Annotated in this window: 22 protein-coding genes; 9 read left to right on the top strand and 13 right to left on the bottom strand. The window is 75.1% G+C overall.

Going from position 1 to position 24,048, the window contains the following annotated elements; genetic code table 11:
- Nucleotides 1–80 precede the first annotated feature (80 nt).
- From PUR61_RS18900 to PUR61_RS18885, 4 genes are all read right to left on the bottom strand, one after another.
- A complete protein-coding gene (locus PUR61_RS18900; protein WP_329880109.1) occupies nucleotides 81–722 on the bottom strand; it encodes an alpha-ketoglutarate-dependent dioxygenase AlkB in 642 nt (213 codons plus the stop codon).
- A 128-nt stretch (nucleotides 723–850) separates the two neighbouring features.
- Nucleotides 851–1,303, bottom strand: coding sequence for an iron chaperone (locus PUR61_RS18895; RefSeq protein WP_329880108.1), 453 nt, complete (start codon nucleotides 1,301–1,303; stop codon nucleotides 851–853).
- A gap of 133 nt (nucleotides 1,304–1,436) precedes the next feature.
- Nucleotides 1,437–2,255, bottom strand: a complete 819-nt coding sequence (locus PUR61_RS18890; RefSeq protein WP_329880106.1) for a YncE family protein — start codon at nucleotides 2,253–2,255, stop codon at nucleotides 1,437–1,439.
- A 366-nt stretch (nucleotides 2,256–2,621) separates the two neighbouring features.
- Nucleotides 2,622–3,227 carry a hypothetical protein gene (locus PUR61_RS18885; RefSeq protein ID WP_329880104.1) on the bottom strand — a complete coding sequence of 202 codons (606 nt, stop codon included), beginning with the start codon at nucleotides 3,225–3,227 and terminating at the stop codon, nucleotides 2,622–2,624.
- Nucleotides 3,228–4,000: 773 nt separating this feature from the next.
- Here PUR61_RS18885 and PUR61_RS18880 point away from each other — a divergent pair.
- From PUR61_RS18880 to PUR61_RS18860, 5 genes are all read left to right on the top strand, one after another.
- Complete coding sequence (locus tag PUR61_RS18880) at nucleotides 4,001–4,384, top strand: hypothetical protein (protein ID WP_329880103.1); 384 nt, start codon at nucleotides 4,001–4,003, stop codon at nucleotides 4,382–4,384.
- Nucleotides 4,381–5,595 carry a hypothetical protein gene (locus tag PUR61_RS18875; RefSeq protein WP_329880102.1) on the top strand — a complete coding sequence of 405 codons (1,215 nt, stop codon included), beginning with the start codon at nucleotides 4,381–4,383 and terminating at the stop codon, nucleotides 5,593–5,595. The genes PUR61_RS18880 and PUR61_RS18875 overlap by 4 nt, the downstream gene beginning before the upstream one ends.
- Nucleotides 5,596–5,677: 82 nt before the next feature.
- On the top strand, nucleotides 5,678–6,085 hold the full coding sequence (locus PUR61_RS18870; protein ID WP_329880101.1) for a roadblock/LC7 domain-containing protein: 408 nt from the start codon (nucleotides 5,678–5,680) through the stop codon (nucleotides 6,083–6,085).
- 125 nt (nucleotides 6,086–6,210) lie between these two features.
- Nucleotides 6,211–6,585 carry a hypothetical protein gene (locus tag PUR61_RS18865; protein ID WP_329880100.1) on the top strand — a complete coding sequence of 125 codons (375 nt, stop codon included), beginning with the start codon at nucleotides 6,211–6,213 and terminating at the stop codon, nucleotides 6,583–6,585.
- A 153-nt stretch (nucleotides 6,586–6,738) separates the two neighbouring features.
- The gene (locus PUR61_RS18860; protein WP_329880099.1) at nucleotides 6,739–7,146 is read left to right on the top strand and encodes a VOC family protein; all 408 of its coding nucleotides are present in this window, start codon (nucleotides 6,739–6,741) and stop codon (nucleotides 7,144–7,146) included.
- A 118-nt stretch (nucleotides 7,147–7,264) separates the two neighbouring features.
- Here the strand turns inward: PUR61_RS18860 and PUR61_RS18855 are convergent, their stop codons facing one another.
- The 7 genes from PUR61_RS18855 to PUR61_RS18825 form a co-directional block, all read right to left on the bottom strand.
- Nucleotides 7,265–7,672 (bottom strand): DUF6188 family protein, encoded by a 408-nt coding sequence (locus PUR61_RS18855; RefSeq protein ID WP_329880098.1) that lies wholly within the window; start codon nucleotides 7,670–7,672, stop codon nucleotides 7,265–7,267.
- 145 nt (nucleotides 7,673–7,817) lie between these two features.
- Nucleotides 7,818–8,963, bottom strand: a complete 1,146-nt coding sequence (locus PUR61_RS18850) for an NUDIX hydrolase (RefSeq protein WP_329880096.1) — start codon at nucleotides 8,961–8,963, stop codon at nucleotides 7,818–7,820.
- 131 nt (nucleotides 8,964–9,094) lie between these two features.
- Nucleotides 9,095–9,433 carry a hypothetical protein gene (locus tag PUR61_RS18845; RefSeq protein ID WP_329880095.1) on the bottom strand — a complete coding sequence of 113 codons (339 nt, stop codon included), beginning with the start codon at nucleotides 9,431–9,433 and terminating at the stop codon, nucleotides 9,095–9,097.
- Nucleotides 9,434–9,533: 100 nt separating this feature from the next.
- Entirely contained in the window at nucleotides 9,534–10,520 is a 987-nt protein-coding gene (locus PUR61_RS18840) for an SGNH/GDSL hydrolase family protein (RefSeq protein ID WP_329880094.1), read from the bottom strand.
- A 147-nt stretch (nucleotides 10,521–10,667) separates the two neighbouring features.
- Nucleotides 10,668–11,855, bottom strand: coding sequence for a glycosyltransferase (locus tag PUR61_RS18835; protein WP_329880093.1), 1,188 nt, complete (start codon nucleotides 11,853–11,855; stop codon nucleotides 10,668–10,670).
- On the bottom strand, nucleotides 11,852–13,258 hold the full coding sequence (locus tag PUR61_RS18830) for a glycosyltransferase family 4 protein (RefSeq protein ID WP_443035195.1): 1,407 nt from the start codon (nucleotides 13,256–13,258) through the stop codon (nucleotides 11,852–11,854). The genes PUR61_RS18835 and PUR61_RS18830 overlap by 4 nt, the downstream gene beginning before the upstream one ends.
- 123 nt (nucleotides 13,259–13,381) lie before the next feature.
- A complete protein-coding gene (locus PUR61_RS18825; RefSeq protein WP_329880092.1) occupies nucleotides 13,382–13,573 on the bottom strand; it encodes a YegP family protein in 192 nt (63 codons plus the stop codon).
- 257 nt (nucleotides 13,574–13,830) lie between these two features.
- Here PUR61_RS18825 and PUR61_RS18820 point away from each other — a divergent pair, with 257 nt between their 5' ends.
- Both PUR61_RS18820 and PUR61_RS18815 read left to right on the top strand, forming a co-directional pair.
- Nucleotides 13,831–15,519 carry an FAD-dependent monooxygenase gene (locus PUR61_RS18820; RefSeq protein ID WP_329880091.1) on the top strand — a complete coding sequence of 563 codons (1,689 nt, stop codon included), beginning with the start codon at nucleotides 13,831–13,833 and terminating at the stop codon, nucleotides 15,517–15,519.
- Nucleotides 15,520–15,831: 312 nt separating this feature from the next.
- A complete protein-coding gene (locus tag PUR61_RS18815) occupies nucleotides 15,832–17,907 on the top strand; it encodes an ABC transporter ATP-binding protein (RefSeq protein WP_329880090.1) in 2,076 nt (691 codons plus the stop codon).
- 95 nt (nucleotides 17,908–18,002) lie between these two features.
- Here the strand turns inward: PUR61_RS18815 and PUR61_RS18810 are convergent, their stop codons facing one another.
- Nucleotides 18,003–19,097, bottom strand: coding sequence for a DUF5677 domain-containing protein (locus tag PUR61_RS18810; protein WP_329880089.1), 1,095 nt, complete (start codon nucleotides 19,095–19,097; stop codon nucleotides 18,003–18,005).
- Between the two features lie 395 nt (nucleotides 19,098–19,492).
- On the opposite strand from PUR61_RS18810, the gene PUR61_RS18805 reads away from it, so the two are divergent.
- Entirely contained in the window at nucleotides 19,493–22,639 is a 3,147-nt protein-coding gene (locus tag PUR61_RS18805) for a DEAD/DEAH box helicase (protein ID WP_329880088.1), read from the top strand.
- A 9-nt stretch (nucleotides 22,640–22,648) separates the two neighbouring features.
- Complete coding sequence (locus tag PUR61_RS18800) at nucleotides 22,649–22,888, top strand: hypothetical protein (protein ID WP_329880087.1); 240 nt, start codon at nucleotides 22,649–22,651, stop codon at nucleotides 22,886–22,888.
- Nucleotides 22,889–22,967: 79 nt separating this feature from the next.
- Here the strand turns inward: PUR61_RS18800 and sph are convergent, their stop codons facing one another.
- Nucleotides 22,968–24,008 (bottom strand): sphingomyelin phosphodiesterase, encoded by a 1,041-nt coding sequence (gene sph, locus PUR61_RS18795; RefSeq protein WP_329880085.1) that lies wholly within the window; start codon nucleotides 24,006–24,008, stop codon nucleotides 22,968–22,970.
- Nucleotides 24,009–24,048: the final 40 nt, after the last annotated feature.

The following is a 24,048-nucleotide window of genomic DNA, read 5'->3' as shown; positions in this document are numbered from 1 at the left end:
GCAACCGGTCCGCGCCCCCTCGGGCCGATCCGCGCTCGTCGCAGCGCCCCCGCACGTCCGTCAGGTCGCCCCCGGGCCCGTCAGAGCACCCCGCGCGGCCGGAACTGGATGCTGATCCGCGGCCCCACCGGCCGCGCCGTCTTCGGCACCGCGTGCTCCCAGGTCCGCTGGCAGGAACCGCCCATCACCAGCAGGTCCCCGTGCCCGACCGGGTGCCGCACCGCCGGCCCGCCACCGCCCCGAGGCCGCAGCAGCAGCGCCCGCGGTTCGCCGATCGAGAGGATCGCGACCAGGGTGTCCACGTGCGCGCCCCGCCCGATCCGGTCGCCGTGCCAGGCCACGCTGTCCCGCCCGTCCCGGTAGTAGCAGAGCCCGAGCGTGCTGAACGGCTCGCCGAGCTCGTCCGCGTAGTGCGCGCCGAGCGCCGCCCGCGCCTCCCCGAGCACGGGGTGCGGCGGTGCGTCCTCCTCCCCGTAGGAGGCGAGCAGCCGGGGCACGTCGACGGTCCGCTCGTACATCTCGCGCCGCTCGGCCCGCCACGGCACCTCCGCGGCCAGGTGTTCGAACAGCTGGTCCGCCCCGCGGAGCCACCCCGGCAGCAGGTCCAGCCACGCCCCCGCGCCCAGCACCGTCCGCCGAACGCCCGACAGCGGCCCGAGGGCGGTCCCGGCCCGGCCGGGATCGTCGAACAGGGAGGGCTGGAGGTGGAGCGTGCTGCGCATGAGCCCAGCGTACGCCGTAATCGAACATGTGAGCGAAAAGACTGCGAGCGGCGTGCGCCCCGGCGCCGGCCCCGGCCGGGCGCCGTCGGGCCGGGCGGTGCCGGTCCGGGTGCTCGCCGACGGGGGGCTCAGCTCACCGATCGCTTGACGAGGTCGGCGATCCGCGCCTCCACCTCGGGCGTCACCTCGGTCAGGGCGAAGGCCGCCGGCCACATGGGGCCCTCGTCGAGCTGCGCCAGGTCGCTGAACCCGAGCGTCGCGTAGCGCGCCTTGAACTTCTCGGCGCTCTGGAAGAAACAGACCACCTTGCCGTCCAGCGCGTAGGCGGGCATCCCGTACCAGAGCTTCGGTGCGAGGGCCGGGGCGTTGGCGGCGACGACGGCGTGGACGCGTTCGGCCATGATCCGGTCCGAGTCCCGCATCTCGGCGATCTTCGCCAGCACGTCCCGCTCGGCCTCCGCCGCCTTGTCGGCGCGGGAGCCGCGGCGCGCGGCCGTCTTCATCTCCTTGGCGTGGTCCTTCATCGCGGCCCGCTCCTCGGCCGTGAATCCCTCGTACGCGCCGCTGTCGGTGCTGCCCATGGCCGGACTCCCCCTTGAGGAGTGGAACGGATCTTCGAACCGGCCCTCCGGTACGGGATCGTGAGAGGGGACCATATCCTGACGTACCGACAGTGCCGCTGCGCCGCCGCGCCGGTGGTCCGGCCGGCGAGTCTCAGACCGCGATCACCGACAGTGTCCGGTCGAAGTAGTTGGTGACGTAGAGCCTCGACCCGTCCGGACTGGTCGCAGCGCCGCGCGGGCCGCCCGGGACGGGGATCGTGCCGGTGACCGTGCGGGTGGTGGTGTCGACCACCGAGACGGTGTCGAACGGGAAGTGGGCCACGAAGAGCCGCCCGCCGTCCGGACTGACCGCCAGCCCGTACGGTCCCCGCCGGACCGGGACGGTCGCCACGACGTCGGCGGGCACCGTCTCCTCCAGCGTCGGAATGCCGGTGGCGTCGATCACGGTGACCGAGTCCCGGAAGTAGTTGCTGGCGTAGAGGAGGCGGCCGTCCGGGCTCACGGCCAGGGCGACCGGGAAGTCCACACCGGTGAGGATCCCGCGGGTCTTGGTGAGGGTGTCGGAGACCAGGACCTGGTCGTCGATGGCGTTGGCGATCAGCAGTCGCGATCCGTCGGCGGTGATCGCCAGGCCGTACGGGCGGGTGCCGAAGCCGGTGGAGATGGCCTGGTCGCCGGTGGCGGCCTCGAACACGTGGATGAAGGTCGAGCTGTTCTCGGCGACGAACACGCGCGCGCCGTCGGCCGCGACGGCCACGCCGTAGGGGCCGACGGCGGCGGGGAAGGTCGTGGCCACGGTGTTCGCCGGAGTGTCGACGGCGGTCACCGTCCCGTCCAGGAAGCTGGTGACGTAGACGCGGCGACCGTCCCGGCTCGCCGCCACACTGTGCGGGGTCTGGCCCACGGGGATCGTCTCGATGGCCTGGTGATCGCCGTGAGCCCCGGTTGTGGGGGTGGTGAAGACTGACATGCGCTGCTACTCCTCCTCCGTCGTCGGGCCGGACGTCGGGCCCGCTGCCGATCACGTCGTCGGGTGCGGCGCCGGGCCCGCAGGCCCACGGATCCGGTCTGTCGCGCGCGCCCGGGCGGAGCGCCCGCCCGCCGGGAGCCGTCATCGGCGCGAGTCCGGCCGCCCCGGGCGGAGTGCGCACAGCGGGAACCCTCCCCCGACACACCCGGAGGCGGTCGCCGCGTGGCCGCCACGGAGAGGGCCACCGCGTGGCCGGTCGAGTGGTCGTCGCCCTTCGATCGTACGCCCACCGACGTCCGCTGCCCACCGCGTCGGCGGCTCAACGGACGGGCGGAGCGCGGCACTTCCCCCTTCGGTCGGGCCGGATCAGGCTGCGACCACCCCGCTGCCGCCGAGCCGGGCGTACACCTCCGGCCGGTGGGCCCGCCTCCTCGGTGCGAGGCCGACGCCGATCAGGAGGGCCGTCGGGCCGATCGACACCAGGGGCCGGTTCACCTTGGGCGAGGTGAGGTGGCAGGCGAGCCGCGCGGCCGGCCGGCCGGTGACGATCAGGACCCGCTGCACGTCCGTCGTCCGGCCGCCGGCGTCATCCGTCATGGCGGTGGAGAACACCCCGGCCGGGTCGTCGGTGGCGGCGGCCACCACTACGGAGTCGCCGGACGCCCCGCCCCCGGTCGGCACGGCGAGGGCGCGCGCCGGCAGGGCGCGCACGATCCCGGCCCGAGGTCTGCCGAGTGGAAGCCCGGCAGCCGGACCAACCGCGACGCCGAGCAGTGCCCGGCGGTGGTGGTGCCGGTGGTGGTGGGCGTGGCCGTCGCCCCGCCAGGGCAGTAGGGCGCCGCCGGCCAGATCGACGGTCTCGGTCCGTCCGTCGCGCCCGCGCTGGACGATCACGTCGCCGGCCGGGCGGAGGTCGTCGCCCTGGTGCGCGCCGACCTCGTCCGCACCATCGGTGAGCAGTGCGTCCGGCATCGGCCGCGGGAGGGCGCGCTGCGCACCCCTGCGCACGCCTGCCGTGACACTTTCGCCGAGCGCCCCGGGATCATCCGTCTGCCGGCCACGGCCCCGCTTGCCGAACCGTTCACGCACGAGCTGTACGAGCGTGCCGACCCGACGCCGAGGGCCCCTGCCGTTCGATTTCTGACCAGGCGTGATGTCCTGCTAGTGTTCAACCCGTCGAGAGGAAACGATCTTCGCGAAGCGAAGAGCGGCCTCCCGAGCAGGCGTCAGTGGTGCTACCGGAGCACGTCCTACTTTCAGTAGGGAGAGTCCGTTCGACCCGGGCCTGGCGCTCCATCCGAAGCGGTCGTCCCCTCTCCGAGGGGGCGGCCGCTTCGTCGTTGTGCGGATCGGTCCTATCGCACGGTCCGGCCGAAACCCGTCGGCGGCGGTGACAACCCGCCAAGGTCGCGCTCCAGGTGGATCGGCGGCCCTTCGGGGGCGCACTCTCCCGGTCTGCGGCTTTGCGGTGACCTGCGGGCTGACGGTCCGTCAAAGGTTGGCCGAAAGTCGGCCCTAATGGTGTGAATATGCCATTGGAATGTTCGTCGTACAGATTCCGGCAGTAGCCTTCCGTGTCGAACCCGCCACTGGTCGTGGCGGTCCGGCCGGTGCCGCGCGGCCCGGAGGTGCGTGCGCCCGGCTGCCCGGAACCCTCCCCGACACCCTCCGGCCTGCGAAGCCACCTCGGCGGGGCCGTCCCGGACCCTCCCCGAAGCCTCCCCGAACCCTCCGAAGGAGCCCGAGTGCCGGGTATCGACGAATGCCTGACCGAGGCGATGGCGATCGCAGGAGCCCGCGCCGCCAGTCTCGTCGACTGGAGCAGCGGCCTCGCACTGGGCAGCGTCGGCGTCAGCCCCACCGGCGACCATGATACGTCGGCCGCAGAGGCAACCGACCTGGTACGCGCGGCTGTTGAGAGCCCGACCTTCACCGGCTCGGAGGACTCGAAGGCGCCGCTCCAGGACATTATCGTGACCGCCGGCCGCAGTTACCACCTGCTGTGCTTCATCGACACCGTCTTCGACAGCCGGTTGGTCCTGCACCTCTGGCTGGACCGCAGCGAGGGCAATCTCGCCGGCGCCCGCTACCGTCTCCAGTCGCTCGCCGAGGAACTGGTGCTCGGATGACGAACTTCCGGACGAGTGACCTGGCGACGGCGGGCGGGACGGTCGTCGGCTTTCGGCCACCCGCCGGGCGGCCGACGGTTCCGGCCGAGGCCGTCGCCCTCGGCTCCGTCCCGGCGGCCCGTACCGCCTCCTCAGGCCCCGGCCCCGCTCCCTCCTCCGGCCCCGCACCGGCGTCCGGTCCCGGCCCTGCCGCGGTGCCCGCTCCCGGCGCCGCACCCCTTCCCGTGCACCCCGGCTGGACGCCCGGCGCGGTTGTCGAACGGCTGGCCGCGGAGCACGCCACCGGTGCCCTGCGCGGGCCCGCGGGCACCGTCTACCTCGTCGACGGCCTGGTCGCCCACGCCGAGTCCGACCGGACACCCGACCTCGCCACCCTGCTCACCGCCTGCGGCCGGCTCACCCCCGCCGCCTGGCAGGAGGAGGTCCGCCGGTCCGGCCGGTATGCCGGGGTCGGCGAGGCCCTGGTCGAACAGGGCCGGCTCACCCGCGGCGAGTTGGAGCTCTGTCACCTCGGCGCCCTCTACGACGCGGCCTGCTTCCTCCTGGACGCCCCGGCCGCCCTCGCCTTCCGGACCTTCGCACCGGGTGTGCGGCACTGGCTCGGCCCCGTGGCGGCCGTGGGCGTCCCCCGGCTCCGCCGGGAGGCCGAACGCCGGCGGATCCTGCTGGACCGCATCTGGCCGTGGCCCCAGCTCGACACCGCGCCGGTCCGTCCGGCCGCACGGCTCCCCGCCGCCCCCGGCCGCCACGCGCGCCGGGTCCGCCCGCCGAGCCGCTACCAGCGTGACCTGCTCGACCACGCGGACGGCCGAAGAACCCCGGCGGAGCTGGCGCGGCTGCTCGGCCGCTCGGCGTTCGCCACCACGGTGGACGTCCGCCGGCTGGCCGCCGCAGGACTGCTGCTCGGGCCCGGGGCCGAGTCCGAGCCCGGCTCCGGTGTCGCTGCCGGCTCCGACCCCGGGGTCGGGAGCGGGGCCGGGTCGGGGAGCGGGGACGCCCCGGGGGAACCGTCCGCGTCCGGCGGTCTGCACCGGCGGGTACCCGGTGCGGCGCTGGCCGCGCTGGCCCCGGCGGCCTACGCGGCGTCCGTGGCTGCCGCCTCCGCCGCCTCCGCCCGACCTTCGACCCCGGCAGCCCACCCGCTGACCGCCCCCGATCCGGACATCGCGTTGCTGATCCGGGTCAGAACCCTTCTGGAGGCCCGACTTTGAACCACTCTCCGCCCGCGACCCCGCCCTCACGGCCATGAGGCGGGCGCTCAAGCAGCGTGTCGGAAGGAGACAACTGATCGCCTTGGAGACCGAACTGCTCGCCGAACTCCGCGCCCTCCGGCATCGGGTACCACACCTCGCGGGCGGTCTGGTGGCCGGCGTCGACGGCCTGCTCGTCGCGCACGACACCCACGGGACCGAGCCGTCGAGCCTGGCGGCGATGACCGCCGCCTCGCTCGGCCTGGCCCAGCGGCTCGCCGACAGCACCGGCCAGGGCGACTTCCGGGAGTCACTCGTCCGGGGCGAGCACGGCTACGTCGCCACGTACGCGGCCGGCGGAAGCTGCGTCCTCACGCTCCTCGCCCACCCGGACGCGAACGTGGGCCGGTTGCACCTGGAGGCCCGCCGTTCCGCCCAGCGCATCGCCGCGCTCCTCGAGGACACCCTCGCGCCCAAGGAGGTGCGGGAGTCCAGGGAAGCGGCCTTCTGACCGGCGGTGTGCAGCACCGGACACCCGACGACCCGACCACCTTCTCGACCGCTCCACCTTCTCGACCTGCTCCACCCTCTTGACCTGTCCGACCTGAAACCCCACCACCGAACCGGAGAACCGACATGACGGACGCCGCAGGCGCGCTCAAGCAGGCCCTCACCGTGATCGAAGGCGCCATCGGCGCCGCCCTCGTCGACTACAACAGCGGGATGGCCCTGGCCACCCTCGACGGAGCCGGTGGCATCGACCTCAACGTCGCGGCCGCAGGGAACACGGACGTGGTCCGGGCGAAGATGCGCACCATGGACATGCTGGGCCTGAAGGACGGGATCGAGGACATCCTCATCACGCTCAGCAGCCAGTACCACCTGATCCGCCCGCTCACCGGCCGCAGCGGCAACGGGCTCTTCCTCTACCTGGCCCTGGACAAGGGCCGGGCCAACCTGGCGATGGCCCGCCACCAGCTGACGAAGATCGAGGCGGACCTGGAGGTCTGACCGGCCTCCGACCGCTCAGACCTCTGTACGGGCGACGGACCCCGCGACGCGCGGCGCGGGGTCCGGGCAGGGTGTCAGTGCCGTCTGCAAGGCTGAGGTTCGTTCAGCAGAACGGCCGTCGAGACGGACGTCGTGACGAGAAAGGCCCGTGCAATGTCGACCAAGATCTTCGTCAACCTCCCCGTGAAGGACCTCGCCAGGTCCATCGAGTTCTTCACGTCGATGGACTACGCCTTCAACCCGAAGTTCACCGACGAGAAGGCCGGTTGTCTGGTCATCAGCGACTCCATCTTCGCGATGCTGCTGACCGAGCCGTTCTTCAAGTCCTTCTCCGAGAAGGAGATCCCGGACACCTCTGCGACCGCGCAGACGATCCTGGCGCTCGGTGTCGACAGCCGCGCCGAGGTCGACGCGCTGGTGGACAAGGCGGTCGCCGCGGGAGCAGTGGAACCGCGTGAGGCCACCGAACAGGGTGGGTTCATGTACGGGCGCACCTTCGCCGACCTCGACGGGCACCTCTGGGAGGTGATCTGGATGGACCCGGCCGTCGCCCAGGACTGACGGGTCGACCGTTCACCCCGGACGGCCGTTCCGGGCCGAGGGCCACTCCGGGAAGGCCGCCCGGTCGGCTGCCTCGGGACAGCAGGTGCCGGGCGGGATCGGGCCTGCCCGGGCGGGCTCAGCCGGTCCTGCCGTCCTCCGACCACGCGACCTCGCCGCCGGGCAGACCGGTGCAGACCGCGCCCTCGGGCGTGAACACGCGCCAGGGCGCGAGCAGGGCGTGCGGCGGGACGGACAGCGTGCCGACCCCGTCGAAGACCAGCTCCAGCCCTCCGGCCATGGTCACGCGGGCCCCGTCGACGGTCCGGCCCACCAGGCCGAGCAGCGCGCCGGTGGGATGGACGGTGAGTTCCGGGTAGAAGTGCTCCACCTCCGACGGCGCGGAGAAGCGGAACTCGTGCACCACCCGGACGGTCACCGGACCGTCGAGGGTGAGGTCGAGCCGTCCGCCGCCGCTGACCGACGCGACCCGGCGGCCGGCCAGGGCGTCCTCGATCGTCTGCCGTGCTCCGATCCCGTTCTGCATGCGACCAGTGTGGACCGGTGGCCCGTCACCTGTCTCGCCGCTCGTCCCGCCGGTCGGGCCGGCCCGCCGAGTCGTCGGCCGGGCCGCCACCCGGCCCGTCACCCCGGTGCGCCGGCCGTCCGGCCGCTTCCGCGTGCCCCGGCGCTCAGTGCGCCGGTCGACCGCCGACCAGCTCGGCCGGTCCGCCCGGCCGCCCGCGGGCGGCCAGCGCGGCCGAGGTCCTGGCCCACGACGAGGCCGACAGCAGCGCCCGCGCCTCGGCCGGATCGCAGAGCCGCCACTCGACCAGCTCGTCCTCGGCCAGGGCGATCGAGGCCAGCCGCTCCTCGGTCACCGTGCCACCGTCGAAGACGTACACCAGCACGGGCGTATCCCGGGTGCTCGCCGGGTCCGCGTCCCGGCCGGGGAGCCAGTCCACGGCCAGCAGCCGGCCCGGCTCGCACGCCCACCCCAGCTCCTCGCGGACCTCCCGACGCGCCGCGGCGCGCGGCAGTTCCCGGTCCGCCTCGACGCCGCCGCCCGGCAGCACCCAGTACGGCACCTCGCCGTTCGGGCCGTCCCACGGCCGCAGCCGCACCAGCAGGACCCGGCCGGCCCGGTCCGTGAACACCGTCCGCGCCTTGGCCCGGATCCGTGGCAGGGTGGCGATGAAGGCCTCCCGGTCCAGCGGGGGCGCGACGGGCCCGGGGGCCCTCGCCGCGACGTCCGGCGATTCCGCTCCCTCCGGCGGCGCTCCCTCCAACCGCAGTCCTGCCAGTCCCGTGTACGCGGGCAGCGGTCCCGCCGCCAGGTGGTCGAGGGTGTGCCCGGCCGGAAGGCTGTCCTCCAGCTCCAGCGGCGCGGCCGAGCGCGGCGCCCGCAGGCACGCCGTCACCCGCCGGGAGAGCCGGGGTGGCAGCGCGTGGCCCGCCTCCTCGGGGGTCAGCCACGCCCAGCCGCCGACCTCGGCCCGGTCCGGCCTGATCGCCGCCGCCTGTTCCGGCGTCAGCGGGTCGGCCCAGTAGAGGTGGGCGGCGATCGGCGGACGCAAGTGGCCGAGCGTCCAGTCGAGGCAGGCCAGCGGCCCGAGGCGGGGCGTGAACCCCAGCTCCTCCGCGATCTCCCGGGCTGCCGTGTGGCGCGGCGAACGGTCCTGCGACTCCCAGCCCCCGCCGGGTACGGCCACCGGGTGCTCCCGGTCGTACGGCAGCCGGACCACCAGCACCCGCCCCCGCCGGTCGGGGAACAACACCCCGGCCGCCGCCAACAACTCGCGCCCCGTATGCCCCGTACGCTCCGTACGCTCCGTCAACGTTCCGCTCCCTCCGCCGTCCTCCCTACCCTGACACCCCGACCGCCCCCGGCGGTTCCCCGGGTCCGGAGGAGTGGCCGGAGCCGGTCCGTCGACGACCGGCCGGGCAGCTGCCGATCCGGGTTGCTCGGCTAGTCCCAGTCGTCCGCCCCGCCCAGCAGCTCGATCAGGGTCAGGCCCGGGTCGTCGGCCTCGGCGGACCAGCGGTCGTACGCGGTCTCCCAGAGCGGGGCCAGCTGCAGCATCCACGGGAGCCGGTAGCGGTGGACGAAGGGGGCCCGGTCCGGGTGGTGCACGATGATGCGCCTGCTCAGCAGGCTGCTCCGGTGCCGGACGCCGGTGCGGGCGTCGAGCAGGGTGGACCTGTCGCCGATCTGCAGCAGGTGCCGGCCGTCGACCTCGCGGAGCGAGGCGGGCTGCCGGCCGAGTCGGCCGGACCAGCGAAGCTTCCCGGGACCGGTGGAATCCACACCTGACAACGGGTCACCCCATTCGCGGAGGCGGGCGTGACCTCGGTCGGCCGCGTCCTGGTGCACCACATGGTGGCCCGGCCCCGACCGCAGCACAAGATCAATTACCGGACGGGAGGCGGCCCCCGCCGTCCTGCTCGGAGCCGGCCGCCCGCCCGAGGGAGGTGACGGGCGGGAGGGAGGTGAGGGCGGCGGTCGTGGCGCGGGCCATCAGCTCGTCCTGACGGCAGGTGGTGCCCCGGAGGCGGGCACAGCCCTCGGCGACGGCCAGCGCCAGCAGGCCCGGGAGCAGGTCCGTGCTGCGGTCCACGACCCAGCGGGTGCCCCGGGTGGCCATCCACCAGAGGTCGGCCAGCGTGCCCGGCGGCGGTTCGACCGGGTCCGGGACGGGGACCGGACCGAGCGGGCGCCCGGCGTCCGCGAGCAGGCCGTGGAAGCCCCGGGCGATCAGGTGGTGGCCCTCGGCACTGGGGTGCAGCCGGTCGACGCTGAGCAACTGCCGCTCGGCGCTCCAGGGCAGGTCGGCGATGTGCAGGTGGACGCTCCCGTGGCGGACGGAGAGGGCGTGCACCACCGCGTTCACCGCCCGCATCCGCCGGGCCAGCGGCCGGGCGAGCGGAGGCGGCAGCCGCAGTAGCGTGCCCGGGTCGGGCAGGCAGGCGGTGAGCACCTGCGCGCCGCTGTCCGTGAGCCGGCCGAGGACGGCGTCGAGCGCCCGCGCGGTCCGTGCGACGTCGAAGCCGGACCGCAGGGTGTCGTTGCCGCCGGCGACCACGGCCGCCAGCTGCGGACGCAGCGCCAGGGCCGTCGGCAGCTGCTCGGCCGTCAGGTCGGTGGTGAGTGCGCCGCTCCGTGCGAGGTTGGTGAACTCGACACCCGTGTGCGGCGGGGCCAGTGACCGGGCGAGCAGCGCCGCCCAGCCGCGCCATCCGTCGGCGATCGGGTCGCCGATCCCTTCGGTGAGTGAATCCCCGAGTGCCACGAACCGGACCGGTTCGCCGGTCCGTCGTGCACTCGCCCGTGTCGCCCCGTCAGCGGCACCCGGAACGGTGCCGTCTCCCTCGTCCACCGCCGCGATCGTGTTCATCGCACCTCCCACACCTTCCCGGGCCCTCCGGCCCGGCCGTTCCGTCCAGCGCATGCGCATGCGCGTTCGCCGGAGCGGGAGGACGGGGGCCGCCCTCCTGCTCCGCGCCGGTCCTGCAGCTCCCTGCGTGCGGCCCGTGGGCTTCCGCTATCCCGCGTCGTGGGTCCCCGGTGCGCCGGATGCATGTGGTGCGCCCGGTGTGCCGGATGCACCGTGAGCGGCCAGGAAGGCGGCCACGGCGGCGGGCCAGCCGTAGCGCTCGGCCTGGACGCGGGCGGCGGCGCGCCGGGCCGCTTCGGGGCGCGCGAGGAGGTCGTGTACTCCGTCGGCGTACCCGGCGCCCGTGGGTTCGGCGGCCACCCCGGCCGGGCCGACCAGCTCCGGCAGGGCGGAGCAGCGGTTGACGACCACCGGCGTGCCGCAGGCCAGCGCCTCCATCGCCGCCAGCCCGAAGGTCTCCACCGGCCCGGGGGCGATGACCACGTCCGCACAGCCGAGCAGGCGGGCGACCGCGTCGCGCCCGGCGAGGTGTCCGAGGAAGTGCACGGGCAGCCGGTCACGGGCGGCCCGGGCGGCCAGCCGCGACCTGAGCGGTCCGGCGCCGGCCACCGCGAGGACGGCGGGCAGGCCACGCGCGCGCAGCTCGGCGAGGGCGTCGAGCGCGTGCTCGGGACGCTTCTCGGGGGAGAGCCGCGAACAGAGCACCAGCAGCACCTCGCCAGGTGTCGCGTACCGGGCCCGTTCCTCGGCCCGTTCGTCGGCGCCCGGCGGGCACAGGGCGGCGAGGTCCACGCCGAGCGGCGCGCGGGCCACGTTCCGGACGCCGAGGCGGCGGAACTCGGCGGCGGCCCAGTCCGTCGTGCAGATCACCGTGTCGTACGACCCGGCGGTGCGGCCGTTGAGCCGGTCGGCCGCCGCGCCGGCGACCGGGCCGGGCAGGCCCCAGGTGCGCAGCAGTCCGGCGGCACTCTCGTGCGAGACCATCGCCGATCGGACGCCGTGCCGTCGTGCCCAGGAGCCCGTCCAGCGCAGGGTGGTCCGGTCGGAGACCTCCAGCCGGTCGGGTGCGAGCCGTTCCAGTTCGGTGGCGACCGCGCGCCGGTCGGTGAGCAGGCGGTAGCCGCCGCTGCCGGGCAGGACCCGCCCGGGGAGGGTGACGACCAGTCCCTGTTCGCCCTCCTCCGTGGCTCGCCGCTCGCCGGGGACGACCAGCACCGGTGCGTGCCCGGCGGCCCGGTATCCCGCGCCGAGGTGGCGCAGTGCGGTCCGCAGCCCGCCGGAGACGGGGGTGACGAAGTTCGCCACCCGGACGATGCGCAGCGGTCCGGCGGTCATGCCGTCAGCTCCTCCGTGACCGGAGTGCCGGCCGCGTCCCGGGTGGCGTGCGCGCGGGTTCCCGCCGCGCTCCCGGCGGCGTCGGCGGTCTCCTGGACGCCGTGCAGGCCGTTCCGGCCGGTGGTGTCCGCCCGGGGTGCACCGGTCTGCACGCTCCCCGGCACCGGCACCGGCACGGCTGCGGGCACGGGAACCGGCACGGCTACCGGCACCGGCACGGCTACCGGCTCCGGCGTGGATGCCGTCGCCGCCGTCGCCCCGTGGTGCTCCGCCAGCACCTCCGCGTAGTGCCGCAGCAGCACGTCCCCGACCGCCTCCCAGGTGCGGGCGGTCACCTCGGCCCGCCCCGCCCGGCCGTACGCGGCCCGTAGCTCGGCGTCCTCGGCGAGGGCGGTCACCGCCCGGGCGACCGCCGCGCCGTCCCGGGGCGGGACGAGCAGGCCGGTGCGGTGGTGCGCGACGAGGTCCAGCGGTCCACCGGCGGCCGGGCCGACCACCGGGACCCCGCTGGCCATCGCTTCCTGGATGGTCTGGCAGAAGGTCTCCAGCGGCCCGGTGTGCACGAACACGTCCAGCGTGGCGAAGCAGCGGGCCAGCTCCTCCCCGGTGCGCCGGCCGAGGAACACCGCACCGGGCATGGCGGCCTTCAGCCCCGGCGCGGACGGTCCGTCGCCGATGATCACGACCCGTACCCCCGGCAGGGCCGAGGTCCGGGCCAGCAGGTCGACCCGCTTCTCCGGCGCGAGCCGCCCGACGTACCCGACCAGGACCTCGCCGCCGGGGGCGAGCGCCCGGTGCAGGGCCTCGTCGCGGTGGCGCGGGTGGAAGCGGGCCGAGTCGACGCCGCGCGGCCAGAGCTGGACCCGGGCGACGCCGTGCGCGGTGAGGTCCTGCGCGGCGGGGGTGGACGGCGCGAGCGTCCGGGAGGCGAGGCCGTGGACGGAGCGGATCCGGTGCCAGGCGGCGGCCTCGCCGAGTCCGCGCCCGGCCCGGTAGGCGTGCGCGTACCCGGCCAGGTCGGTCTGGTAGACGGCGACGACCGGCAGGCCGAGCCGGGTGGCGACCTGTGCGCCGCGCGCGCCGAGCACGAACGGGCTGGCCAGGTGCACCAGGTCCGGCCGGTGACCCCGGATCGCGGCGGCCAGCCGGCGGCTGGGCAGTGCGATCCGGACCTGGGGGTAGCCGGGAAGGGGGACGGACGGGACCCGCACCACGGGGAGGTCGGCCATGGCCGGACCGGCACCGAAGGTGTGTGACGGGCTCTGCGCGCCGCGTGCGGGCGCCGGAGTGACGACGAGCGGCTGGTGGCCCCGGCGGAGCAGGTGCTCGGCGGTCCGCAGCACGCTGTGGGCGACGCCGTTGACCTCGGGGGGAAAGGATTCGGTGACGATGACGACACGCATGCCTGAGTTCTGTCCGGGTCCGGCGTGCACGTGGCCAAAGGGATCTGTCGTACAAACGAACGCGGGTCGGCGATTTGTCCCGCCGACCCGCGTCCCCGCCCGCCGAGGGGCCTACCGGGGCGCTCAGGCCGGCCGGGCGGCCGCCTCCTTCAGCTCCGCGTAGGGAGCGAGCTTCCGGAGGGACTCGATGCTCTTGATGCAGTCGTCCCGGTTCTCCTGCGGGTCGCCCGTCACCACGACGGTGCCGTTGCTCGCCTTGAGCCGGAACCGGTGCATGCCGCTCTCGTCCGTGTACAGCTCGAACTTTCCTGCCATGGCAGTGCTCACCTCTCGTCTGGAAGCCCCCTCGAACCGCACCGTAGGCCCAAATACCTTGCTATGCACGCCAGATGAGGCGTTCGGGGCTGCGCCGAATGGGTTCTGGCCACTCTGGGAGCCGCAAGGTGGTGCCTCATGAGGTGTGAGGCTGCCAGGCCCGGCCGGCCGCGGCGCCGGGCCGAGTGGCGCGTCCGCGTGCGGGCGGGGCAGCCTGGAACCACGGACGCGTGTGCTCCCGGCACCGAGGAGTGGTCATGGGTGACACCGAGGTACTGGTCGTGGGGGCGGGGCCGGTCGGACTGACGGCCGCCGCGGAGCTTCGCCGCCGGGGCGTCGAGTGCCGGATCGTCGACCGTCTGCCCGCCCCGCAGCCGTACGCCAAGGCGGTCGGCATCCAGCCCCGCACCCTGGAGGTCTGGGACGCCATGGGGCTGGTCCGCGAGGTCCTCGACGAAGCCGTGCCGATGCGGGGCCAGTTGATGTTCGTGAACGGCGAGCCCGGCCCGCGGATCGACCTCGACCTGCCCGCCGACGTGCCGTACCGCTTCGCCGCGCTCCCGCAGGACACCACGGAGCGGCTGCTCACCGACCACCTCGCCGGCTACGGGACGACCGTCGAGCGCGGCACCGAACTGCTGGACCTGGAGCAGCGCGACGACCACGTCCGCGTCTCGCTCGCCACGCCGGACGGGCCGCGGGAGGCGGCCGCGCGGTACGTCGTCGGCTGCGACGGCGCGCACAGCCGGGTGCGCCGTGCGGCCGGGATCGCCTTCGAGGGCGACGCCTTCCCCGAGCAGTACATGCTGGGCGACGTCGAGGTCGACTGGGACCTCCCCGACGGCTACGGCGTGCGCGCCACCCACCTGGACGCCGACGGGGTCGCCGACGACCTGCTGGTCTGCATACCGCTGCCGGGCCGACGGCGGTACCGGATGTCGATGCTCATCCCGCCCGAGCTGGCCTCCGCGCCGTCCGGGGAAGTCGCTCACGGTCTCGAACGCGGCCACGCACCGGAGTTGCGGCACATCCAGGCCGTGCTCGACCGGTTGTCGCCGCAGCCCACCACGGCCACCGCGCTGCGCTGGTCGTCGGTCTTCCGGATCAGCCACCGGCTGGCCGACCGCTACCGGGAGGGCCGGCTCCTCCTCGCCGGCGACGCGGCCCACATCCACCCGCCCACCGGTGCCCAGGGCATGAACACCGGGGTCCAGGACGCGTACAACCTGGCCTGGAAGCTCGCCCTCGCGGTCCGGGGGATCGCCGCCGACGGACTGCTCGACAGCTACCACGCGGAACGCCACGCGGTGGGCGAGGAGGTCGTCGGACGCACGGTGCGCCATGCCCGGGCGGGCTTCGACGCCGACCCGGACGACCTGACCACCCTGCTGCTCCGGGAGGCCCAACTGCTGGTCGGCTACCGCGGCGGACCGCTGACCCCGCCCGGCGGCGGGGCCGGGGACCCCGGCGGCGGCCACGGCCCCCTCGCCGGTGACCGGGCGCCGGACTGCGGCGGGCTGGAGCGGCCGCTGACCGCCTTCCCGCAGCGCCTGTTCGACCTGCTGCGCAGCCCCCGGCACGCCCTGCTGCTGTACGCCGACGCGGGAACACCGGCGGAACGACTCCACGGGACCGCGGCCGCCGCGCGTTCGGCGGCCCACGGCCTCCTCGACGTCCACGTGGTCCTGGCCGCCGGGGCGGACTCCCGGCCGGACGGTCTGCGGCTCCCGGAGGTCCGGGACGCCGCCGGGGCGTTCCGGGCGGCCTACGCCCCGGGCGACGGCGCACGCGACGGCGCGGACGCGGGGACGGGCGCGGGAGCGGCCTTCCTGATCCGCCCGGACGGCTACCTGGCCGCGCGCCTGCCCGCCGGTGATCCGGGCGGCCCCGCCGCCGAACTCCGTCGCGCCTTCGCGGCCCCGGGCGCGACGGGAAGCACCGCCTGACGCCCGGGAGCCCGGTGCCGCGGGCGTCCGTCTCCCGTGGCCGCGGCACCGGTGCGTGGCCGTGGCACCGGTGGGGCGCGGGGCTTGATCGCCACCAACTCGCCGATGCCGACACGGACTTCGCCGGATCGAGTGAGTGCCGTCGGGACACGCCGAGGAGCCCGGTGGACCGCTGCCAGGATCGGGGACCGCACCGGCGAGACCCCACCTGTCCGCAGCCGAGCCGCCCGGCTCCGCTGCCGCTCCCGCGCGCCCACCGGCGGCGGGAAGGGGGTCGCCCGTGCCGCACCGGCAGACGACCCAGGGAGCAACGTGACGCAGTCCCACGCGCAACATGGCCGACCCGACCGCGACCGGCCCGAGGACGGTCCGACGGAGGACGGTCCGACCGACGGTGACCGGCCCGAGGACGGTCCGACCGACCGGCAGGACGGCCGGGAGCCGGAGCACTCCGAGGAGTTCCGCGCCCGCTTCTACGGCGACAACCGGCTCAAGGCCGGCGCGTCGATCTCCACCCTCGCCATGGTGCGGCGTCTGCCGCACCTGGTCCGCAGGGCGCTCTCCCTCGCGTGGCGGGCGGACCGCTCCGCCACCGTGCTGCTGCTCGTCTGCCAGGCCCTGTCCGGCGTGTTCGGCGCCCTCGCCCTCTACTTCACCACCGGCACCCTCGACGCGTTGCTCGTCCCCGGGCCCGTCACCGACCACCTCCGCGACGCCGCCCCCTCCCTCACCGTCCTCACCGCCTCCGTCGCGCTGCGCGCCGTCCTCGCCATCGCCGTCACCAGCCTCTCCGGGCGGGTGTCGCCCCGGATCAACCGCGAGGCCGACCTCGCACTGATCGAGGCCGGCTGCGCCGCCGAGCTCGCCGCCTACGACGAACCCGCCTACGCGGAGAGCTGGGAGGCCGCCGACCGGGGCGCTGCCACCACGCCCGACCTGCTCTCCAACGCCCAGGACGTGATCGCCTCCGCCGTGAGCCTGCTCGCCGCGGCCGGCGTCCTCGCCACCCTCCACCCTTGGCTGGTCCCGTTCCTTTTGCTCGGTTCGGTGCCGACCGGGGTCGCCGCCGTGCGGACCGCCCGCATCCACTACCTCGCCTCCGTCGGCACCAACGAGGAGCGGGCGGCGCTGCGGGTCTACCGCTGGTTCCTCATCGACAAGGGCCGTGCCGACCAGGTGAGGTCGGACCAGGTCACGCCGTTCATGCTCGACAAGTACCGGCAGACCGAGGACCGGATCGCCGTGGCCACCGACCGGGCCGTCCGCCGGGCCACCCGGGTCTCCCTGTACGCGGCGTTCGGCACCGGCGCGGGCGCCGCGCTGGTCTGGGGCACCCTGCTCTACCTGGTCGCCTCCGACCGGATCGGGCTGGCCGCCGCCGGCTCCGCCACCTTCGCGCTGCGCACCGCCGGCAGCGGCATCCAGGGTGTGGTCGGCAACGGTGCCCGCCTCTACCGGATGGGCCTCTACCTGGACGACTACTTCCGTTTCCTCGACGAGGCCGGTGGCCACCGCATCCGGCGGGGCACCGTCGTCCCCGGTGCGCCGGCCACGGTCGCCGTCACCGACCTCAGCTACGCCTACCCCGGCGAGCAGCAGGATCCGGCGCTGCGGGGCGTCAGCCTGACGCTGCGTCGCGACGAGATCGTCGCGGTGATCGGCCAGAACGGCAGCGGCAAGTCCACGCTCCTCAAGCTGATCTCCGGTCTCTACCTCCCGCAGGGCGGCCGGATCACCTGGGACGGCGTGCCGATCGAGGAGCTCGACGCCGACGGCCTGTGGCGCCGGGTGGCGCGCGTCCCGCAGGAGTTCGCCCGCTGGCCGCTGAACGCCACCGAGAACATCCACCTCGGACACGTCGGTGACGCCGAGGGCACCGAGGACCCGGACCTGGCCGGCCGTCCCCGGCCGGTCGGCGACACCACCCTGGCGGAGGTCCGGCGGGCCGCCGGGCACACCGGCTTCGACGAGACCGTCGCCCGGCTGCGGTCCGGTTGGCACACCCTGCTCGCCCAGGGCTGGATGGGCGGCGCCGAGCTGTCCGGCGGCGGCTGGCAGCGTGCGGCCGTGGCGCGCGCCTTCTACCGCACCACCCTCAACCCCGGTCTGCTGATCCTCGACGAGCCGACCTCCGACCTCGACCCGCGCGCCGAACACCGCATCCTGCACGCCCTGCGCGGCTTCGCACCCGGTCGGATCATCCTTCTGGTGACCCACAACATCGCCAACGCCCGCCTCGCCGACCGCGTCGTCGTCATGGACCAGGGCCTCGTCGTCCAGACCGGGACCTGGGACGAACTCGCCGCCCGGCCCGGCGGGCTGTTCCGTGAACTCCTCGACCTCCAGCGGGACCGGTCCGTCCCGGCCCAGCGCTCCGCCGCCTCCTGATCCGCGTCGGGGGCCGGCCGGTCACCCCGGCCGGCCCCCGACGCGGTTCGGAACACTGCCCGGCCTCGCAGTCCGGGACGCGGCCGGGACGCGCCCTATCCGAATGCGTCGGCCGGCTCGTGCGGTCTCGTCCGCTGCTTGGCGAGGTTCCGTGCCGTGGCGCGGCGCTCGGCGACGTCGGCGGCGTCGAACAGCTGCGCCGCGTGGTCGATGAGGATCTCGATCCCGTCCAGCCGACCGGTGTTGCCCACGCAGAGCAGGTCCGGCGAAGGTGCCGGCGGCGCGTAGAGGGCGAACACCGCGGTGCACCGGAACAGGGAGTCCATGGCCCAGCAGGCCGGCCCGTCCAGTCCGGACGTCGTGGTCCTGGCCACCGGCCGCACGCCCTCGGCCAGGTCGACCACGGTGAACGCGGCGCTCCTGGCGTCGGACTGGACGAAGTGCCCGGACCAGCGGTGGAGGGGGTGCAGGGGGTGGATCTCGGCCAGCCGGTACAGGGCGTTCTGGTTGACGCCCGCCTCCATCCCCGGCAGCCCGATCGCCCAGCCGTAGGGAAAGGCGTAGTGCTCGCCGAACTGGTGCACGAGCTCGTCGCGGGTCGCCTCGATCCTGGCGATGGTGTCGGTGGAGAGCGACTCCCAGCCGAGCTTCTCGTAGTGCTCCTGGTAGAGCCGCGCGTCGCCGGCGTTGTGGACGATGTCGTGCAGGAGGAAGCGTTCGGACAGGTCGGTGTAGGCGGGGACCCGGCCGAACTCGGCCAGGACCTGCGCGATCACGGACACTTCGTGCAGGCCCCGCCAGCGGGCGAAGGCCGTGTCGACGAATCCGCCGTCGAGGTCGTCGTGCACGTCCCTGGCCAGTTGGACGGCCCGCGCCTGCAACCGGGAGAGCGCCTCGAACCCGGCGTCCTGCCGGGCGGCCGCCTCGGCGGAGCACTTCGCGTGGAGGTCGCCCTGCAGATCGAGGACCGCCGCGAGGACGAGACGGTAGGCGTCCAACGCCGGTCCCCAGTGCCGCCGGACGGTCCGGCGGAGCCGGCGATCCGTGCGGTCCTCGGCGAGCAGCCTCTCCGGACCGCGGGCGAGGAAGCGGCGGGCGAAGGAGACGGCCTCGTCCTCCTCGGCGGGGTCCGCCGGGGCGGGTCCGGCCGACGAGGTGCCGGCGGTGCGGGTGTTTCCAGGAGCAGTCACGTGAGCGTAGCTCTCTCGGGTGATCGGGCATGGCGGGATCGACGGCGCTTCAGCGACCGTGGTCCCGATGCCGTAGAGGAATCTGATCCGGTTCGGGGCTCTCCGACCGGCTCGACGCGTTGTGCACGACGGCATCCTTTCGCAGATGACGCTGCCGGGTGAACCGTTCCCGGGCGTCCTTTCCGGCGCGGTGCGGCGTGGTGCGGCGTGGTGACGCATCCGGGTGGAGGCCGGGCCGGCTCCGCCGACGGGCGCCCGGCCCGCGGGCACCGCCCCGCTTGCCGCCCCGCTTGCCGTTCGGGGGTGTTGTCGGAGGGGCGGGCTAGGGTGGGAGGTCCGTCGTTCCCGTACGGTCCCGTACCCCCGCCGTCCCCTCCGAGAGGCTCCGTCCGCCGATGTACGCCCTGCACGCACTCTGGCGGGCCGACGGCCGGCTCGCGGTGTGGGTGGAGGACGCGGCGGCGTACCGGGGCGATCGCGGCCCCGTGGAGCGTGGCCGGGGCGGGCATCCGTTCGCGTGCGCGGCGGACGAGGTGGTCCGGCTGCTGGGTGGGGTCGGACCGGGGGTGGGGTGGCTGGCGGAGCAGGCGTCGGAGCGGTGGACCGGACTGCTGCTGCCCTCGCTCGCCGGGCGCCCGGTGCCGTCGCCGGACCTGCCGGTCGGCGCCGCGCCCCGGGGGATCGGGCTGGCGCCCTGGCGGGTGCCGACGCTGCTGTTCGATCCGGCGCAGGCGGCCCAGTTGCTCGGCGCCCTGCACGATCCGCACTGGCCGGGTGCGACCGTCCGGCTCCCGGACGGTACGTCGGCCGAGCTGGCGTACGGCGCGTCGGTGCGCTGGCTGGCGGCCGTCCACGACCTCGCCTGGCGGCTGGTCGGGCGGGGGCGGCTGGTGCCTGCGCCGGCCGAGGAGGCGGGGGAGTGGTACGCGCGCTGGCGACCCGCCCTGGACGCCCCGGCCCGCCGTGAGGTGACGGCGCTGGTCGCCGGGTGCCCGCCGGTCTGCCGGGCGGAGGACCACCGGGCCGGCGGCGCCGCCCCGACCACGTCCGGGCCCGCCGGACCCACCCCGACCGCCGTGACCACCCCGACCACGTCAGCCCCGACGGCCGCCGCCCTGCTCGCCGAGGTGCTGGGCACGCTCGTCGACCAGGAGGCCCGCGCCGCCCTGGCGGATCTCGGCCCGCCCGCCGAACCGTTCCTCGCCGCGCTCCACTCACCCGACGGCCGCCTGGGCGGACCGCCGCCCGAGGGCCTGCCCGAACGGCTGGCCGGCTGGCAGGCGGCCCGGCCGGCGGACGCTCCGGTCCGGCTCGGGTTCCGCCTCGCCGAACCGCTCGGTCCCGATCCGGACGACCCCGACGGCGGGGCGGTCGCCGACGCCTGGCGGCTCGACCTGATGGTCCAGGCGGTGGAGCGGCCGTCGCTGGTGGTGCCGGCCGCCGCGCTGCGGCCGGGGTATCCGGACCCGGCCTACGAGGCGCTGGCCCGGCTGGTCCCCGACCCGGCCGAGGCGTTCCTCGCCGAGCTGGAGCGGGCCGCCCGGGTCCACCCGCCGTTGCGCGCCGTGCTGACGGGGCCGCTTCCGGCCGGGGCGGACCTCGACCGGGAGGGCGCGCTGCGCTTCCTGCGGGACGGCGCGCCCGCGCTCACCCTCGCCGGGTTCGGCGTGCTGCTCCCGGCCTGGTGGCAGCGGCGGCCCCGGCTCGGCCTGGTGCTCACCGCGGGTGCGCCCGGCGACGGGCCGGGCGCGGTCAAGCGGACGGCCCAGGTCGACCGGGACGCCGTGCTGGCCTTCCAGTGGCAGCTCGCCATCGGCGAACTGGGACTCACCGAGGAGGAGCTGGCCGAGCTCGCGGCCGCCCAGCAGGGCCTGGTCCGGCTGCGCGGTCGCTGGGTGGAGGTCGACGCGGCCCAACTCGCCGCCGCCGTGCGGTTCCTGGCCGAGCGGGGTAGCGGGGTCATGGCGGCGGCCGAGCTGTTGCGGCTGGCCGTGGACGACGGCGCCGTGGTCGACGGCCTGCCGGTGACGGCCGTCCACGCCACCGGGCCGATCGGCGAGCTGCTGGCCGGGCGGCCGGGCGGGGCCGACCGGGTGCCGGTGCTGCCGGCCGGGTTCACCGGGACGCTCCGTCCGTACCAGCGGCGGGGACTGGCCTGGCTGGACGCGCTGGGCCGGCTGGGCCTCGGCGCCGTGCTGGCCGACGACATGGGTCTCGGCAAGACCGTGCAGACCCTGGCGCTGCTGGCCCTGGAGAAGGAACGCGGCGACACCGGGCCGGTCCTGCTGGTCTGCCCGATGACGATGGTCGGCACCTGGCAGCGGGAGGCCGCCCGGTTCACCCCGGGCCTGCGGGTGCACGTCCACCACGGCGCCGACCGGGCCGAGCCCGGGCCGGCCGCCGACCACGCCGATCTGGTGATCACCACGTACGGGCTGGTCCAGCGGGACACCGCCGAGCTGCGCCGGATCCCGTGGCGGAGGATCGTCGCGGACGAGGCGCAGCACATCAAGAACCGGTCCGCGCGGCAGTCCCGCGCGCTCCGGTCGCTCCGCTCGGGCCCGCGGATCGCGCTGACCGGCACGCCGGTGGAGAACCGGCTGGCCGACCTGCACGCGGTACTGGACTTCGCCAACCCGGGGCTGTTCGGTACCGCGGAGGGGTTCAAGGAGCGGTTCGCGATCCCGGTGGAGCAGGCGGGCAGCGCCGACGCCGCGGCGCGGCTGCGGCGGCTCACCGGACCGTTCCTGCTGCGCCGCCGCAAGAGCGACCCGTCGATCGTCCAGGACCTGCCCGCCAAGCAGGAGTTCACCGTCCGGTGCGGTCTGACCGCCGAGCAGGCGGGCCTCTACCGGGCGGTGGTCGCCGACCTGCTGGAGCGGTTGGGCGGGCTGCGCGGGGTGGAGCGCAAGGGCGCGGTGCTGGCGGCGATCGGCCGGCTCAAGCAGGTGTGCAACCATCCGGCGCAGCTGCTGCACGACGGGACGGCGCTGGAGGGCCGGTCGGGCAAGGTGGAACGGCTGGTGGAGGTGCTGGAGGAGGCGCTGGCGGAGGGCGACCGGGCGCTGGTCTTCACCCAGTACGCGGAGTTCGGCGGCATGCTCCGGCCCTACCTGCGGCGGCGGTTGGGCGAGGAGGTGCTGTACCTGCACGGCGGGGTGCCGCGCGCGAGCCGGGACGAGCTGGTCGAACGGTTCCAGTCGCCGGGCGGGCCGCGGGTCTTCCTGCTCTCGCTGAAGGCCGGCGGCACCGGGCTCAACCTGACCGCCGCGAACCAGGTGATCCACCTGGACCGGTGGTGGAACCCGGCGGTCGAGGACCAGGCCACCGACCGCGCGCACCGGATCGGGCAGCGTCGGGTGGTGCAGGTCCGGCGGCTGCTCTGCGTCGGTACGGTCGAGGAGCGGATCGACGAACTGATCGCGGCCAAGCGGACGTTGGCCGACGCCGTGGTCGGTGACGGCGAGCAGTGGCTCGCCGAACTGCCCACCGAGCGGCTGCGTGAGCTGCTCACCCTGTCCGCCGACGTGATCGGGGAGTGATCCGCAGCCGTGTCCGAATCCGCACCGGGAGCCGCACCGGGAGCCGCATCGGGAGCCGCATCGGGGGAGCGTCCGCTTGCCGAGCTCCTCGACACCTTCTGGCAGGGGAGGGTGCCGCCCCCCGTCGACGACGGCCGCGAACCGGTCACCGCGCTGGACGAGTTGGGCCCGACGGGGATCACCGTGCGCGGCCGGCCGCTGGACGCCGCCCTGGCGGTCGCCTACCGGCGGTTCACCGGCGCGGGTTGAGCACGCGCCGAGCGCCCGGCCGCCCGGCGGGCCGGTACGGCGGGCCGCCGGAGCGGGCCCGCCGTAGCGGCGGAGGTCGCTAGCCGGCCGTCACCGGGTAGTGGTCGGAGAGGTCCGTGTAGGTGTAGTTCTTGCCCCAACTGCTCACGGTCCAGGGCGAGCTGTGGAACCGGACCACCGTGTTGCCGTAGGTCGCCGGGCGCGCGTGGTCGGCGCGGTAGAGGACGTAGTCGAGGTCCTCGTTGGGCTCACCGGGGTAGCGGTAGGCGGCGATCGAGTTGTCGGCGGTGTCGAAGGAGTCGGCCCAGCCGGTGCGGGTGTCGGCGGGGGCGACGCCCGCGTTGGCGAGCAGCGAGGGGTACTCGGTGCCGTGCGAGTCGATGTTGAGGTCGCCGGCGAGGACGACCGGCTCGGCGGCCGGGATGTTCTTGGCGTCGACGAAGGCTTTCATCGTCTTGAGCTGGGCCGCCCGGACGGCCGCCGGCTCGCCGGCGGAGCAGCCGGTGTCGGTGGACTGGAGGTGGGTGCCGATCACGTGCGTGCGCAGGCCGTTGACGTCGAGCACGGCGTAGACGAAGCCCTTGTTCGACCACCAGTCCGCCCCGCACGCGTCCTTGAACACGTACTGCTCCTTGCGGAGGACGGGCCACTTGCTGAGCAGCGTGACCCCGCCGTCCTCCGGGGTGCTGGAGCTGTAGCTGCCGGAGGTGGCGTCCCAGCCGCTGGTGGAGCGGCCGACGACGGGGGTGTGGTACGGGTACGCGGCCGACGCCTGGGCGATCAGCTGGTCGGAGGCGGCGTTGTCGAAGGCCTCCTGGAGGACGACCACGTCCTGGCCCTGGAAGAAGCCGGCGGCGGGGATGGCCTTGGCCCGGTGGTCCTGGCCCCAGTTGGGGTAGAGGTTCTTGCTCATCAGGAAGACGTTGTACGTCAGCACCTTGAGTGCCGGCACGGTGGGGACCGCCGCGGCCCCGGCGGTGGTGGCGGCCGGGGTGGATCCGGGGGCGGTGGTCGCCGCGCCGGCGCTCGGTGCGGCGGCGAGCGGGGCGAGCAGGGCGGCGGCGGCCGTGCAGGCCGCGGCGAGGCGCGCGCCCGGGCGGCGCGTGGAGGGAATTGGCATGACCGCAGTCAATGCGGGACGGGCCACGCCCGGCAAGACA

Source organism: Streptomyces sp. BE20 (assembly GCF_036322525.1).
Classification (GTDB): domain Bacteria; phylum Actinomycetota; class Actinomycetes; order Streptomycetales; family Streptomycetaceae; genus Kitasatospora.
This window is presented reverse-complemented; position numbering and strand designations above follow the sequence as displayed.